The 15,747-nt window shown below is 65.4% G+C and carries 12 protein-coding genes; 8 read left to right on the forward strand and 4 right to left on the reverse strand.

The window, feature by feature from the left end; genetic code table 11:
• The first annotated feature begins 80 nt into the window (after window positions 1–80).
• From C8C93_RS19850 to C8C93_RS19875, 6 genes are all read left to right on the forward strand, one after another.
• Window positions 81–1,007, forward strand: coding sequence for an RNA polymerase sigma-70 factor (locus C8C93_RS19850; RefSeq protein ID WP_121508023.1), 927 nt, complete (start codon window positions 81–83; stop codon window positions 1,005–1,007).
• 147 nt (window positions 1,008–1,154) lie between these two features.
• Window positions 1,155–1,619, forward strand: coding sequence for a carboxymuconolactone decarboxylase family protein (locus tag C8C93_RS19855; protein ID WP_121508892.1), 465 nt, complete (start codon window positions 1,155–1,157; stop codon window positions 1,617–1,619).
• Window positions 1,620–1,783: 164 nt separating this feature from the next.
• Window positions 1,784–3,403 (forward strand): tail fiber domain-containing protein, encoded by a 1,620-nt coding sequence (locus tag C8C93_RS19860; RefSeq protein ID WP_158603282.1) that lies wholly within the window; start codon window positions 1,784–1,786, stop codon window positions 3,401–3,403.
• A gap of 29 nt (window positions 3,404–3,432) precedes the next feature.
• Window positions 3,433–5,133, forward strand: coding sequence for a tail fiber domain-containing protein (locus C8C93_RS19865; RefSeq protein ID WP_121508025.1), 1,701 nt, complete (start codon window positions 3,433–3,435; stop codon window positions 5,131–5,133).
• On the forward strand, window positions 5,130–5,834 hold the full coding sequence (locus C8C93_RS19870) for an Ig domain-containing protein (RefSeq protein WP_121508026.1): 705 nt from the start codon (window positions 5,130–5,132) through the stop codon (window positions 5,832–5,834). Before C8C93_RS19865 ends, C8C93_RS19870 begins: the two co-directional genes overlap by 4 nt.
• 559 nt (window positions 5,835–6,393) lie before the next feature.
• On the forward strand, window positions 6,394–7,167 hold the full coding sequence (locus tag C8C93_RS19875) for a class II aldolase/adducin family protein (protein WP_121508027.1): 774 nt from the start codon (window positions 6,394–6,396) through the stop codon (window positions 7,165–7,167).
• A gap of 230 nt (window positions 7,168–7,397) precedes the next feature.
• On the opposite strand, the gene C8C93_RS25080 is transcribed toward C8C93_RS19875, so the two are convergent.
• Together C8C93_RS25080 and C8C93_RS19880 are read right to left on the reverse strand one after the other, a co-directional pair.
• Window positions 7,398–7,811 (reverse strand): hypothetical protein, encoded by a 414-nt coding sequence (locus tag C8C93_RS25080; RefSeq protein WP_147433792.1) that lies wholly within the window; start codon window positions 7,809–7,811, stop codon window positions 7,398–7,400.
• Window position 7,812: 1 nt separating this feature from the next.
• On the reverse strand, window positions 7,813–11,121 hold the full coding sequence (locus C8C93_RS19880) for an EndoU domain-containing protein (protein WP_121508028.1): 3,309 nt from the start codon (window positions 11,119–11,121) through the stop codon (window positions 7,813–7,815).
• Window positions 11,122–11,476: 355 nt separating this feature from the next.
• Here C8C93_RS19880 and gstA point away from each other — a divergent pair, with 355 nt between their 5' ends.
• Entirely contained in the window at window positions 11,477–12,085 is a 609-nt protein-coding gene (gene gstA / locus C8C93_RS19885; protein WP_121508029.1) for a glutathione transferase GstA, read from the forward strand.
• Window positions 12,086–12,248: 163 nt separating this feature from the next.
• Here the strand turns inward: gstA and C8C93_RS19890 are convergent, their stop codons facing one another.
• Window positions 12,249–13,475, reverse strand: coding sequence for a YbfB/YjiJ family MFS transporter (locus C8C93_RS19890; RefSeq protein WP_121508030.1), 1,227 nt, complete (start codon window positions 13,473–13,475; stop codon window positions 12,249–12,251).
• A gap of 171 nt (window positions 13,476–13,646) precedes the next feature.
• On the opposite strand from C8C93_RS19890, the gene C8C93_RS19895 reads away from it, so the two are divergent.
• The gene (locus C8C93_RS19895) at window positions 13,647–14,753 is read left to right on the forward strand and encodes an alkene reductase (protein ID WP_121508031.1); all 1,107 of its coding nucleotides are present in this window, start codon (window positions 13,647–13,649) and stop codon (window positions 14,751–14,753) included.
• A 135-nt stretch (window positions 14,754–14,888) separates the two neighbouring features.
• Here the strand turns inward: C8C93_RS19895 and C8C93_RS19900 are convergent, their stop codons facing one another.
• Entirely contained in the window at window positions 14,889–15,476 is a 588-nt protein-coding gene (locus C8C93_RS19900; protein WP_121421759.1) for a hemerythrin domain-containing protein, read from the reverse strand.
• Window positions 15,477–15,747 lie beyond the last annotated feature (271 nt).

A 15,747-nucleotide genomic window follows, 5' to 3' on the forward strand; every position in this document is an offset into this window, starting at 1 on the left:
AAGCAGCCGCAGAGACCTTGTCACAAGACAGCGACCTCCAACGTCTATCAAAGACCCACAGGTCTCTCACGCACGCCACCATGACCACACAGCCCGCATCCACCGCCCCACCCGCCACCGACCCCTTCACCACCCTGCGTCCCCGCCTCTTCGGCATTGCCTACCGCATGCTGGGCGTGCGCGCCGATGCCGAGGATGTGCTGCAGGACACCTGGCTGCGCTGGAGCCGCCAGGACCCCACCGCGCTGCAGTCGGCCGAGGCCTGGCTGGTGACGGTGGTCACGCGGCTGTCCATCGACCGGCTGCGGGCACTGAAGGCCGAGCGCGAGGCCTATGTGGGCTGGTGGCTGCCCGAGCCGCTGGTGGAGCTGCATGACAACCCCACCGGCGACGCGCAACACCACAACACGCCGGAGGCAGCCGCCGAGCTGGCGGGCGAGCTGTCGGTGGCCTTCCTGTACGTGCTGGAGCGCCTGGGGCCGGAGGAGCGCGCTGCATTCTTGCTGCGCCAGGTGTTTGACTACGACTACCCCGAGATTGCCGCGCAGCTGGGCAAAACCGAGGCGAGCTGCCGCCAGATGGTGCACCGCGCCAGCGAACGCGTGCAGCAAGCGCGCACACGCTTTGAGGTGCCCCATGCCGTGCACCACCAACTGCTCCAGCGTTTCATGCTGGCCGCCAAAAGTGGCGACCGCAACGCCATCGAGGCGCTGCTGAGCGAAGACGCGCAGCTGATTGGCGACGGCGGCGGCAAGGTACCGTCCTTCCCCAAGCCGCTGGTGGGGCCGTTTCGCATCGCCAACCTGTACTGGGCGCTGTTCCGCCGCCTGGGTGCGCAGGTGGCGTACCGCATGGCGCTCATCAATGGCGAGCCGGGGCTACTGCGCTATGTGGATGGCCACCTTGAATCGGCGCAGGCATTTGTGACGGACGGGGAGCAGATAGTGGCCATCTACGCCGTGCGCAATCCGGACAAGCTGGCGGGCATTCCGGCCACGCTGGGGTGAAATCTCTTTGGAGATTTTTGGCGCCCCGTGTCACAGCGGCAGACCTGGCAACGTCTAACCAGTATGAGAGGCAGCAACACCACCGCCGCCTTCATGCCCAAGGTCTATCTACCCCGGACCATTGCCACCTACATCCAAGGAACCACCATGTCATCGACCACCCAACACACCGCCCGCCTGCCCTATCACAAGCTGTCTTCCAAAGCCTTCATGGGCCTGGTGAGCCTTTCCGAAACCATCAAGAAGGGCCCGCTGGGCGCGCGCCTGGCCGAGCTGGTGTTTCTACGCGTGTCGCAGATCAACGGCTGCGCGTACTGCATGGACATGCACTGGACCTACCTGGTCAAGGACGGCATGGACCCGCGCCACCTGAACGCCGTGGCGGGGTGGCGCGAGGCGCCGTTCTTCGGCGAGCGCGAACGCGCCGCCTTCCGCTGGGCCGAGATCATCACCGCCACGCCCCACAGCGATGCGAGCGACGAGGAATACGCCAAGCTGCAGGCGGTGTTCAACGAAGCGGAAATCTCCGAACTGGGCTTTGCCATTGGCGTGATCAATGCGTGGAACCTCATCAACGCGGGCATGCGGGCGCCAATTCCGCAAGCGGGCTGAGCACAGGCGCAGGGCTTTTCCGCAGCGCGACCCCTGGCATTACTCGATTGACGATCTGGCATCGCTCGGCCAGACTCGTCGCCACTGATGGGCCGCTGGTTCTGCGGGCGGCAATGGCCATATTGGCGCCCTGGGCAGCCCCTGCCCACCTTCGAGAAAGCCCCATGAAACCCCTGTACCGAGCCGCCATCGCCCTGATGGCAACCCTCGCGGCTGCCACCTGCGCTGCCCAATCCCCCGCCCAGGCCATCTCCACCACGCGCCAGGCTGACCGCATCACCTGGACGGCTGCGGCCCCCCACGGCGCTGCCAAGCTGCGGCTGGCGCGCCCGGATGGCACGGTCAGCGACCTGCCGTTTGCGCGCGGCCCCGTGGTGCTGGAGCCCCAGCGTGCAGGGCTGGCCGATGGCCGCTATTTTTATGAGTTGAGCCTGGAGCCCCCTGCGTCCATGGACCCTGCCCAGGCCCAGGCCACGATGCAGCAGCGCATCACAGCGGGCTCGTTCGTGGTCATTCAGGGCCAGTTGGTGGTGGATGCGACCGAGCCAGGCGCCCCTGTGCTGCCCACCAAGACCGGCAGCACCTTCACCACCAAGGACCAGGTGGTGGCCGACGACCTGATCGTGCAGGGCAGCCTGTGCGCGGGCCTTGATTGCGTCAACAACGAATCCTTTGGCTTTGACACGCTCCGGCTCAAGGAGAACAACCTCGGCATTCATTTCGACGACACCAGCGTTGGCACCTTTCCGGCCAACGACTGGCGGATCCGTGTCAATGACACCGCCTCGGGCGGGGCATCGTATTTCACGGTCGAAGATGCCACGGCCAACCGCCAGGTCTTCACCGTTAGTGCTGGCGCCCCCAGCAACAGCCTGTACGTCAGCTCGACGGGGCGCCTGGGCCTGCGCACTGCCACGCCGGTGCTGGACGTGCACACACTGACCGGCAACACCCCCGCCATTCGGCTGGAGCAGTCGTCGGCAGGCGGCTTCACGGCGCAGACCTGGGACATCGGCGCCAACGAGGCCAACTTCTTCGTGCGCGACGTCACCAACGGCTCGCGCCTGCCCTTGCGCATTCGCCCCGGCGCGCCCACCAGCAGCCTGGACATTGCGGCCTCCGGCGCAGTGGGCATAGGCACCGCTTCGCCCGGCGCGGCGCTGCACGTCCGGCGCACCGATGGCACGGCCCAGGTGCTGGTGCAGGAAACCAGCGGCACAACGGCCCCGCGCACACTGCTGAATCTGGCCAACAACGGGCCTGCCGTGCTGCGCTTTACCACGGCACCGGCCACGGGCTGGGACATGACATCAGGCACCGCGCTCACGCTGGCGACCCAGGGCGCTGGCACCCCCCAGTTCACGCTGGCGGCCAACGGCAACCTGGCAATCACCGGCACCCTGAGCACAGGCTCCAGCCGCACGCTCAAGACCGGCATCGAGCCGGTCAATGGCGCCGCCCTGCTGGAGAAGGTGCTGGCCCTGCCGCTCTACCACTGGCGCTACAAATCCAGCCCCACACAAGAGCGCCACGTCGGCCCCATGGCCGAGGACTTCCGCAAGATCTTCCAGCTGGGGCAGGACGACAAAAGCCTGGCCCCCGGCGATCTGGCCGGCGTGACCCTGGGCGCCGTGCAGGCGCTGGCCCGCAAGGTGAACGAGCGCGAGGCAGACATCGCCGCGATCCGGGCCCGCATCTCCCTGCTCGAAGCGCAGATGGCCCCAACGGGCGCTCCGGGCGCTTCGGGCGTGCCCACCAAGACCGCCACGCCCGCAGCACGCTAGGGATTGCCAATATGCCAATCCACCATTGCTTGCCCCTCCTGACCAGGCTGCGGCCGCGCGCTGCCGCCCTGGTTGCCGCCACCCTGGCATCCCTGCTGAGCCCACCCCTCGTGCACGCACAAACCGGCAGCGAAGTGCAGCCCCCCGCCATTGCGGCACGGCTTCAGGCCACCCGGCTGGAGTGGACCTCTACCGCACCCCATGGCCGCGCCGTGCTGCGCATCGCCCGCGAGGGCGATGCGCCCCAGGACCTGGTGCTGTCCGGCCCGTTGGTGTTGTCGCTGCAAGACCATCCCTTGCCCGACGGGCGCTACACCTACGAGTTGACGCTGGCCCCCACCACAGCTGCCGTGCGGCCCGACGATGCAACCCCCGTGGCGGCCAACCCCGTGGGTGCCTCCAGCGCTGCCGGGCCCAGGGGCGCCATGCTGGCCGGCAACGTGTCGGTGGCGGGCGGCGCGTTTGTGCTGCCACCCGCACTTTTGCCCCCGGGCGAAGGGGATACAGCCGACGGCCCCGCCGCGCAGTCCGCCCCATCTTCAAAGGCCGCCCGCACCCTCCGCCTTGCCACCAAAGACCAGTTGGTCGCCGACGACCAGATCGTGCAAGGCAGCATCTGCATGGGGTTTGACTGCGTCAACAACGAGAGCTTTGGCTTCGACACCCTGCGCCTGAAGGAAAACAACCTGCGCATCAAGTTTGAAGACACCAGTGCGGGCGCGTTTCCCGGCAACGACTGGCAGATCATCGCCAACGACAGCGCCAGCGGCGGGGCCAGCTACCTCGGCATCGACGATGTCACAGGCAGCTTGACCCCCGTGCGCTGGCTGGCCGGAGCGCCCGCCAACAGCCTGGTTGTGGACCCGCAAGGGCGCGTGGGGGTGGGCACCGGCGTACCCGTGCTTGATCTGCATGTGCTGTCCTCCAACACCCCGGCGCTTCGGCAAGAGCAGAACAACACCAACGGCTACACAGCCCAGACCTGGGATGTGGCGGGCAACGAAGCCAATTTCTTCGTGCGCGATGTCACCGGGGGCTCCCTCCTTCCCCTGCGCATCCGGCCGGGGGCGCCACATGCCAGCGTTGATATTGCGGGCAACGGCAGCGTGGGCCTGGGCACGCCGCGCCCTGCTGCCCCGTTGCACCTGCGGCGCGCGGACGGCAGCGGAGCCCTGCTGGTGGACAACACCAACGCCACTGCCCTGCCCCGCGTGCAGATGGAGCTGCAGAACAACGGCGCCATCGCTGCGCGGCTTGCACATGGCACAGGCACCGCATACTGGACGCAACACGCTACGGCTTCGGCCTTCAGCCTGGCGCCCAGCGGCAGTGGCAGCAATGCACTGTCGATGCAGGCAGGTGGGGGTCTGGTGGTGGCCGGCACGCTCAGCCAGGGCTCCAGCCGCACGCTCAAACACGACATCAGCCCGGCCCCGATCCATGCTGTCCTCGGCGAAGTGTTGAACCTGCCGCTGTATGCCTGGCGCTACCTGAGCGATCTCAACGCCAGCCTGCACCTGGGGCCCATGGCCGAGGATGTACACCAGCGCTTTCAGGTGGGCGCCAGCCCCCGGACGCTTGCGCCCAGCGATGTCGCCGGCCTTGCGGCCGCCACGGTCCAGGCCCTCCACCAGAAGCTGGACGCCAAGGATGCAGAACTCATGGCCCTGGCCGAACGCCTTTCGGCCCTGGAGCAGCAGCTCGCGCGCAAAAACGGGGGCGCGCGATGACGGCCCGCGCAGTGCAGGCGCTGCGCACCGGCTTGCGCCGCTTCACCACATGGATCGGCGTTGCCAGCCTGGTGCTGTGGGCTGCCAGCGCCGCCGCGCAGGACATCACCGTCACCCCGTCCAGCATTCCCACCCCCGCGCTGGGTGTGCCCTACAGCGTGACCTTTGTCGGCAGCGATGGCGTGCCGCCCTACCAGTTCCTCGTCAGCGCAGGGCTTCTTCCGGCGGGCCTGAGCCTGTCGGGCACGGGCGATCTCACGGGCACGCCCACCAGCTCGGCGCCCTACAGCTTCACCATCACAGTGTCCGACGCCCTGGGGCGCGAGCTGGACCTGCTGGGTGCAGGCACCGTGACAGGTGCGCTGACCATCACCCCTCCGCCCGTGCTGGTCGCGAACACCGCCTACAGCGGACAGATCCAGGTCACCGGCGGCACCGGCCCCTACACCTTCACCGTGAACTCCGGCCCCCTGCCCCCGGGCATGACCTTGGGGCCCAACGGCCTGCTGAGCGGAACACCGACCACACCGGGGCTCTATGTCCTGGTCATCCAGGTCACGGACGCCAACGGCCTGTCCTCCACCATCACACTGAACCTCCAAGTGATGGCCCTCTCCACGGGGATTCCGGTGAACGATCCATGGATGCTGGTGCTGGCGGCGCTGGGGATGGCCTGCATAGCCCTCGCGAGGCGGAGGTAGTGCGGATCGGGATGGGCTACAAGGCGTCTTTTTGCAGCCAATAGCCCGGCTATTGGCAAGAAAAGCAACGCAGCAGACCGCCCGAGACCGCGCTATCACCGACCGCAGGGAGTTATGCAGGACATTCCTGGAGGCTGTCGGACTTGGAGCGTCGAAGCGAAAATTGGCCCCAGCGAGGACAGTTTTTGCCGGATTTGCAGCCCCATAGCTCGGCTATGGGGCAAAAAGACGGTGTTCTCGAAGAGCGGCGAAGCCAAAAATGGACCGCTGTGGCCGATTTGCTGCCTACGATTTCCAAGTCCGACAGCCTCTGAGCTGGGCTGGCTGGGGCAGCGCCAGATGCGGCAGCAGCAAGGGCGCGGGCGCTGATGGCCGGGCAGGGCCAGGGCACGAAAATTCAACAAAATTCGGCCCTAGCGCTTTGTGGACGGGCGCAAACAGCTATATTTTTTATAGCAATCCGCAAAAATGCAGCACCTGTAGCCTGCCTGACAGACCAGGGCGCCCCATCGCCCTACAGTGGCGTTTCCCATTCCTCAAAAAACGGAGACACCACCCCATGCTCAACATCCCTTCGCTGCAAGAAAGCGTCAGCCCCGAAGAATGGCAGCTGCGCTGCGACCTGGCCGCGTGCTACCGGCTCGTTGCGCTGTACGGCTGGAGCGACCTGGTCTTCACCCACATCAGCGCCAAACTGCCCGAATCGGTGTCGGGTCCGGGCGAGCACCAGTTCCTCATCAACCCCTACGGCCTCATGTTCGACGAGATCACGGCATCGAGCCTGATCAAGGTGGACATGCAATGCAACAAGCTGCACGACTCGCCCTTCCCCGTGAACCCGGCCGGTTTTGTGATCCACAGCGCGGTGCACGAGGCCCGGCCGGAGGCGGGCTGCGTGCTGCACACCCACACGCGTGCCGGTGTGGCCGTCAGCGCCCAGAAGGGCGGCGTGCTGCCCATCAGCCAGCAAAGCACCTTCGTGCTGGGCTCGCTGGCGTACCACGCGTACGAGGGCGTGGCCTTCCGCGACGAAGAAAAGCCACGCCTGCAGGCCGACCTGGGCGAGGCCAACTTCCTCATGCTGCGCAACCACGGCCTGCTCACCGTGGGCAAGACGATTGCCGACGCGTTCCTGTCGATGTACACCTTCGAGAACACCTGCCGCATTCAGATCGACGCGCAGGCAGGTGGCGAGTTGATCGCCGTAAACCCCCAGATCGTGAGCGGCGTGGCCCAGGCCATGCGCGTGCAGACGGGCGGCCTGGGCGGCGCCTTTGCCTGGCCTGCACTGCTGCGCAAGGTGCAGCGCGACCTGCCAGGCTGGAATACCTGAGACGTCCTAAAGCCCCCGACAGCCGGTGCGCCAAAAGCCCTTGATGGCTTCAACGCTGGCGCGGAGGGCAGCTCTACCAAGGATCTGGTTGTGCGAGGTGGGCGGGAGGCGCATTGAGAGATGGGCCAGCTTTTGCAAAATCGGCCGTAGTGTATGAGCGCCTATATGCGTCGTCCGGGATGCGACACGTAGCGCCTGGCTTGGATTGTTAGCCGACTAAGCAGGGCTGATTACGTCAGCTTCTTTTCTAAGGAGTCCAACATCCTTGAAACAACAACGCCCGCCGAACCTCTCGCTGTACTAACAGCAGAACGAATTTTCCCGCCACTATCTCCAATATCAAAGCCCAACGATATGCGGCTATTTATTGAATCAAGGGCAGCAATCTTGACCTCATTAATTTCTGAAGAAAGTAATTTTAGAAGCAGATCAAATGAACTGCCTCCACCTACATCATCACCAAGCGTTTCCGCACACGAAACGAGCCATACTTTTGATTTGTCTTGAATTTTTTCATTAAGCATTTGCCAGTCGTTGGCAGAAAATTTTTCCAACATTGAAACCGCTTCAGAGATACCAACATCAGACCAGTAATTGTCGAATTCTTTAACTTCATTCAAGTAGTTTTCATATTCCGCAAACATGCTAGTTCTTGCCTGTTAAAAAGTATGTTTTTGTTTGAAATCCACGTGATCCAACTGGGTAGCCAGCAGTCACATTATTCCCAACTTTAATCACCTCAATCTGAACCCCATTTACAGTTGATTGATAGAGCGCCGCTCCATCAGCACGCGTAGCAACTGGCACCAAATCTCCGACTTGCTTCACAGCACCAATGCTTTGGCTGGGTGTCCAATGTTCAGGAAACAACGTACTCGACTTAATATTTGAGACATTACCATCACTGAACTGAGTTAACAGTTTTGCATTTCGTGTTCCGTCTGCGTTCACGGAAATCACCTCGACAGCGTAGTTCGGTTTTGAATTCGAAATTTCGCCGCCATGTGCGCCAATCAATCGATTCGTCGGCGTTCCACTTGCATTAGTGACCCGCTCACCATATAGGATTTTTGTCTCCATTGCAGGTGTTATGACTGTCGTTGCCGCTCCCCCATTTGCCCCGGCAATGGGACCGCCAGCGGTGGGTGCCACCATACCAGCAAACCCCTGCGTAATGGCAGCACCCGCCGCGAGTCCCAGCGAATACCGGTCAGCCGGCAGTCCTTGCGCTATCTGGGCGCGAAGAATGTCCGACGCCATAGAAACCTGCAACATCGATGGGTTGCCATCAGCCGACGTGATCTGTGCATGGCGCGCTTGTAGCTTTTGCATCTCCCCGATGTCGCCAGCTTCGCGCGCGGCATTGAAAGACTGGCGCAACTGCCCCAGTTCGCGTGCTCGCTGCACCTCTTGCGGAGTGCTGTCTGCGGGGGTCAATGCTTCTGCTACGTCATAGATGGTGTTGCCTGCAGCACGCATGCCTCGGCTAAGGATGTCGTCTCCGCTCCAGTACTCGTTCATTGAGTCACGTGAGAACAGGCTGCTGTCTTGCGCAGCTCCTGCGAGCGACCCTGCAAGTGCCGGATTCACAAACCCTCTTCCCCCACCTGCTCCCGTATAGGTCTCAGCCGCCTGCTGCGCAGCCAGCGCCTCCCGCCCCGCACTCTCCACCGCAATGGCCCGCCCGCCCAGCTGCGCCGCGCTCGTGTCCGACAGATCAAACTGCAGCACCTGCCCCGGCTGCACGATGGGCGCGCCCTGTGCGTTGAGCTGTATCTGACCGCTGGCCAGCAACTGACCGTAGGCCGCTACTTGCTGATGCTTGTCCAGCCCCACTGCCTCCAGTGCTGCCAGCGGGCCCTGGCCCTTTCCGACCACTGCTTCAGTGATCGCTTGCGTTTCGGGGGCCATGCTGCCGTTCAGGGCGATGCCGCCATCGATCTCGTCACTCCAGCCAGACAGGGCTTCGTCTGAAACCCGCACGCCCAGTCCCCCGAGCCCTGGCCGCAGGCCCAGCCCCTGCGCATCCACCTCACTGGCCCCCAGGTTCCTCACCCAGTCGCTGGAGGGCCTGTCTCCTGGTTGTCCCTCACTCCCTGCCTGGCTTGGGTTCTGGCTTTGGCTTTGCCCCTTTCCTTGTGCGCCCCGCAGCTCTTCACCCAGCACTTCGCCCAGGAAGTCACTCGCAAACCCCGCCGCCGGGTCATTGCTGCCCGCAACCTTCACTGCGCTGCTGGCCGCCCGGCCGAGCAGGCGCAGCATGCTGGCTTCTTGCACGCTCAGGCCTTCGTTCTTGCTGAGCTCGGCGATCTGCACCTCCAGGCTCTTGCCCACTTCTCCCGCCACGCTGGCCAGCAGGCTGTTGGTCAGGCCGTCCTTGAACTTGCCCCCCGTGGCTTCTTGCAGCACACCCTGCAGGCCCGCCTTGCCCAGGTGCCCCAGGCTGCGCGTAGCCAGATCGCCGCCTTGCAGCAGCTCGTTCATGCCTGTGGCGTTCATCACCCCAAAGCTCACTCCGGCCGTCAGTGCCGAGCGCAGCAGGTCGCCCAGGTCGATCTTGCCCCCGGTGGTCAGCTGCATGGTGGCGCTGCTGATGGCGCCCAGCGCCATGCTTTGGCCCAGGCTGGTACTGGCGCTGGCGGCGGTAATGCCAAAGGCGCCTGCGGTGGCGAAGGTCATGACGCCTGCAAACACCATGGGCAGCGCCTTGTCCAGGAAGCTGGTGCTTTGCTTGATGTTGTTGGCTAGGTCCGTGCTCCAGCCGTTGACGGGGTCAAACCACAGGTATTCGTTGTTGATCAGATCCCGGTTCTGTTCGGGGGTGAGCTGGGTGGTCTGCCATGTGCTGGCTGCCCAGGGCCCGGGGTTGCCGTTTTCTGTGACGGTGGGGCCGCCGAGCACCAGCTGGCTCTCGCCCAGGCCGTAGTAGGCAGGGGTGATGTCCGGGCCCGCATCGGTTTCGCCGTGCTGCACGGCGGCATGGAACTGCAGGGGCTCTTTGCCGTGCAGTTGGGCGAAGGCTTTTTGTGCGGGGCTGTCGCCGCTGGCATAGGCCTTGGCGAATTCGGCGGGGTCGCTCAGGCGCCAGAGGTTCTGGTGTTGCCCGCCAGCGGCGAGCGCCTGGGCTTCGATGGCCTGGAGGTCGCTGGCCTGATTGGCGCTGGGCGGGTGGGTGACGCTGTGCAGTGTCTGCTCGGTGATGTGCTCGGCATCGCCTCCGCTGGAGTGCCATGCGATCAGTTCGCTGCCTGCCACTTCGGGGCCGGGGTTTTGCTGGGCGTGGTCCAGGGCCTGCAGGAATTGGTCGCGTACGGCGTTGTGCGCCTCTTGCAGCTGGGTCAGCCGGGCGCCCAGGTCGGGGCCAAAGCGCGCGAGGATGCCTTGGCCGACGTCGGTGTCGGTGTTCAGGGGGCGCAGGGGCGGGCCGAACTGGGCCACCATCTCTTGGTTGGCGGGCTCGGCCAGCAGCAGTTCCAGGGCGGCGATCTCGGTGGGGCTGGCATTGGGGGCTGCTGCCTGGGCGCCGACAGTGCCAATGGCTGGGTTCTCGGGGGTGATCTGCAGGGGTTTGGTCTGCACCAGGTCGATGCCGAGACCTGCTGCGTTCTCCGGGGTGACGGTCAGGGGCTTGGTGTGCGCAAAGTCGATGCCCAGGCCTGCTGCGTTCTCAGGGGTGACCAGCAGAGGTTTGGTCTGTGCCTGCACCATCAGGGCCAGTGTGGTGCTGGGGGTTTGGTCGGTGGGGGCGAAGAGGGAGGTGCTGGCCAGGGCGGGGGCAGCCTGGGGGTTCTGAGGATCGGGCTGGGCGTAGCCGCCTGGGCCGCTGTCGGCAAAGGCGCCAGCGTTGTCCTGGGGTTGGTCTGTGTAGCTGTTGAATGCGCTGCCAGGGGCGGGCTGGCTGGCCAGGTCGCCAGGGGCGGGAGCGTAGGTGGAGGCTGAGGGGGCGACTTGCATGGCGCGCGACTGTGCCTACAGGCATCAGCGCGCGAAACTGGGAAGGCTCCTAGCTAGGAGTGTTCCTAGCTAGGAATGACCCCTACATGGGACGGGCCGGTGTGGGCGGCGGGGAAAGCAAGGAATCGGGCTGCAGGGGCCGTGGGGATTGCGCGATCAGCTATGAAATCAGGAGCTTCCTGCACGCGGGGAATGCAGGAGGTGGGCTGCGCGGGTTACAGACTTTTACCAGGGTTAGGGCTGCAGAGGAATGACCGAGGCCACCACGCACTGTCGGCCGACATAAAAACAGCGAAGCGCATAGCATCGACAGCTTCACCGTTTGTCACTCTTTCACGAATTCAAGGACCGATCCATGAAGCTCTACTACTCCCCCGGCGCCTGCTCCCTGTCTCCCCACATCGCCCTGCAAGAGGCCGGCCTAGCCTACACCCCCGTGCTGGCCAGCACCAAGAGCCACAAGCTGCAGGATGGTACCGACTACTACACCATCAATGCGCTGGGTTACGTGCCCGTGCTGGAGCTGGACAACGGCGAGCGCCTGCGCGAAGGCCCGGCCATCGTGCAATACATCGCCGACCAAGTGCCCGACAAGCAACTGGCCCCCGCCAACGGCACCCTGGCGCGCTACCGCCTGCAGGAGTGGCTGACCTTCATCGGCACGGAGCTGCATAAGGGCTTCAGCCCCCTGTTCAACCCCGCCACTCCCGAGGACTACAAACCCATGGTGCGCGAGCGGCTGCTGCAACGCCTGCAGTGGGTAGATGGCCAGCTGGCGGGCAAGCAATACCTGATGGGCGACCAGTTCACCGTGGCCGACGGTTACCTGTTCACCGTGACCAACTGGACCCAACCCACCAAGCTCGACATCGCCGGCCTGGCGAATCTGGCGGCCTACCGCGAGCGTGTGGGTGCACGGCCTGCGGTGCAGGCGGCCATGAAGGCAGAAGGCCTGCTGAAATAGGGATACCCCCTGAGGCGCTGCGCGCCTTCCCCCCGCTCTCGCTACGCGGGCAGCGGGACAACACCCTCGCTGCGGGGCGGCCCTTGCTCGGCGTTTCTGGTCTAGGCCGCGCCAGTATCGATTGGGAGCGCATAGCACGCACTCGGCCAAAACTCCAGATGCGCTAGAGCGGCTTCTGCCGCCACGCCACCAGCGCCCCCACCCACAACGCGCAGGCCGAGAAGACCAGCCCGCGCGCCAGGCCTCCAGGGCCATCGGCAATCCAGCCCACCACCGTGGGCCCCACGATCTGCCCCGCCGCAAACACGATGGTGAACGCGCTGATGCCGCTGGCCCACAGCGCCTGCGGCAGGTTGTGCCGCACCAGCGCCGTGGTCGATGCCACCACCGACAGGAACACCCCGCCAAACAGCAGCCCCGAGGCCAGCACCACCGGCCACGCGCCCGTGATGGCGGGCAGGATGGTGGCCACGCCCAGCAGCGCATTGAGCCGCGCCAGTGCCTCACCGCCCCGGCTGCGGTCCAGCAGCCCGGCCCAGATGCGCGACGACAACACCACGGCCAGCCCCAGCAGGGCGTAGAACAGCGTCACCTCGACCGCACCCCGGCCCTGCTCGCGCAGCAACGCCACCACAAAGGTCATGTAGCCGATGTAGCCCACGCCAAAGAGGCCATAACCCAGCAGCGCAGGAGCCAGCGCCCGCCAGCGCACGCGGTCGGGCACTGCAGCCTCCGGTGTGGTCCCGAATGCGGCGGCCACGGGTGCAGCCAACCCGTTCAACGCCCGCGCAGGCCACAGCAGCACCGCCGTGGCCGCCACGCAGGCCAGCGCCAGCACCCACCACGCCCAGGTCCAGCTGTGCGGCGCAGGCGCCACGCCCAGCACCGCAGGCACCAGCAAGGCCGACAGGCTGATGCCCCAGCCCGTGCCGCCGTAGTACAGGCCCAGCAGCAAACCGCTGCGCCCCGGCACCTGGGCGCCCAGGCGTGCCGCCAGCAGGCCCCCCGCAATGAACACCAGCGCACTGGCACCACCGGCCAGCAGGCGCTGCACCAGCAGGGGCGCTGCCTGCGTGAAAAATCCGCTCAGGCCCATGAACACCGTGGCCATCACCGCACCTGCCACCAGCACCGTCCCCGGGGCCACGCGCCTCAACAGCAACGGCGTGGCAAGAGCCCCCAGCAGATAGCCCAGCGCGTTCACCGTGTTCATGCCGCCCGCCAGCGTGTACGACCAGCCCAGGTCCTCACGCATGGGCGGCAACAACAAGGCATAGGCAAACCGCGTGATGCCCAGCGAGATAGCGGCGCCCATCGACAAGGCCACGGCCAGCCACAGGCTGCGCAACGGGGAGACGAACAACGGTGCGGAAGGCGGTGGCAAGGGCATGGCGGTCCATTCTCGTGCAACGGCCCCCGCGCCGCTGGCACGACAGTCTGAGCGACCGGGTTAACACAAAACCTGTGCCCTTGTTGACGCAAGTGTGCTGCACGTTTTGCGCTGCAGCATTAAGCTGAAAGGCTGCTTTTCTTGCACACAGCCCCTCAGGACACCCTCACCATGACCTCTTTGTTTGAACCCACCCGCGCGGGCGACCTTCAGCTGGCCAACCGCATTGCCATGGCGCCCCTGACGCGCAACCGCTCGCCCGAGGCCATCCCCACCGACCTGGTCGCCACCTACTACGCGCAGCGCGCCAGTGCCGGCCTCATCATTTCCGAGGCCACAGCCATCAGCCCGCAAGCCCAGGGCTATGCCGATGTGCCCGGCCTGTACGGCACCGAGCAGCTGGACGGCTGGAAGAAGGTCACCCGCGCCGTGCACGATGCCGGCGGCAAGATCGTGGTGCAGCTGTGGCATGTGGGCCGTGTCTCGCACACCGACCTGCAGCCGGGCAACGCCGCCCCCGTCGCACCCTCGGCCGTGCAGGCCAACACCAAGACCGTGCTCATCAAGGACGGCGTGCCCACCTTCACCCCCACCTCCATGCCCCGCGCACTCGATGCCGAAGAGATCCCCGGCATCGTGCAGGACTACCGCCACGCCGCGCGCAACGCCGTTGCGTCGGGTTTTGACGGTGTCGAAATCCACGCCGCCAACGGCTACCTGATCGACCAGTTCCTCAAGACCGGCGCCAACCAGCGCACGGATGACTACGGTGGCAGCATCGAGAACCGCGCCCGCCTGCTGCTGGAAGTGACCCGCGCCATCGTTGAAGAAATCGGCGGTGGCCGCACCGGCATCCGCCTGTCGCCCGTCACCCCCGCCAACGACATCGTGGACGCCGACCCCCAGCCCCTGTTCGACCACGTGGTCCGCCAGCTCGCGCCCCTGAACCTGGCCTACATCCACATCATCGAAGGCGCCACCGGCGGCCCGCGCGAGGTGGAAGGCCGCCCGTTTGACTACGCCGCCCTCAAGGCAGCCTACCGCGCAGCCGGTGGCAAGGGCGCCTGGATGGTCAACAACGCCTACACCCGCGAGCTGGCCGATGCCGCACTGGCCCACGGTGCCGACATTGTTGCCTTTGGCCGCCCCTTCATCGCCAACCCCGACCTGGTGGCGCGCCTGGAGAGCAACGCCCCGCTGAACGAAATCAACCGCGCGACGCTGTACGGAGGCGGTGCTGAGGGGTACACCGACTATCCAGCCTTGGCAGCGGGCTGAACAGCCCTGTCCACCAAGCGGCAGTCTCGCCACACAACGGTGGATACCGGCGCGCCCCAAGCCAGGGCCGCCGCGCAAGGGCCGCCCCGCCACGCTGGCGGCGTCCCCCTTGAGGGGGAAGGCGCCGCAGGCGACTCAGGGGGGGCTTCCAAGCCCTATCGGGCTGGGCGCCCGCATCACGATCCGGGTGAACAACCGGTCATACGCCGCATCGCGCGGCTTGCCCGGGGCCAGCGGGTTGGTGTTGCTGGCAAAGGCCGCATCAATGGCCACCCAATCACCCGGCTGCAGGCACTCCTGCGCCGCCGGCAGGACCACGGTTTCCTCAGTGCGCATGTGCTCCAGGTAAAAGCGCACATAGCGCTGCAGCGCGTCGGCAAAGGCCTCGCGGCGGCCATCACCCATCAGCTCCCAACCCAGCAGCAGGTGCTGCAGCTCCCGCACCGCTGCCTCGCCACCTTCGTGGTCGCGCTCCAGCTGCGCAATGGCCTCAGCGGCCTGCGGCGCGCGCTCGGCCACTTTGGGGAAAAGCCACTGCGACTCTTTGGGGTGGTGCTGCCGTTCGGGAAACTCGTCGATGTAGAACAGCATGGCCCGCATCACGTCAAAGAACGCGGCAGGCGCATCGCCCGGGCCTTGGTCCAGCATCAGACGCAAGGAATGGAGCACCGCCGCAAGCGACGCATGCTCTTCGCGAATGGTCCGCAGGCTGATCGACGGCATGGTGCACTCCCCAGGTTAGACGAACTCTAAGAACCTGTTCAAGATCTTTCGGGGATCGCATTGGAGTGCAATCGGGATGAGTGGATGCTTCGGATGCGCCGCATGGGCTCGTGCCCATGCAAGCAGTCGAGGCTTCTAATCGCCCGATTTCACTCCAACCCTTCGGGCAAGTGCCTTGCCGGGCGGTCTGCAGCGTTGCGGCGCTTGCCAATAGCACGGGCTATTAGCGGCGCCCCGCGCCTTGCATCCCATCCCGGTATGGACCTTGTGC

The sequence above is a fragment of the Acidovorax sp. 93 genome, assembly GCF_003633835.1.
GTDB lineage: Bacteria > Pseudomonadota > Gammaproteobacteria > Burkholderiales > Burkholderiaceae_C > Acidovorax > Acidovorax facilis.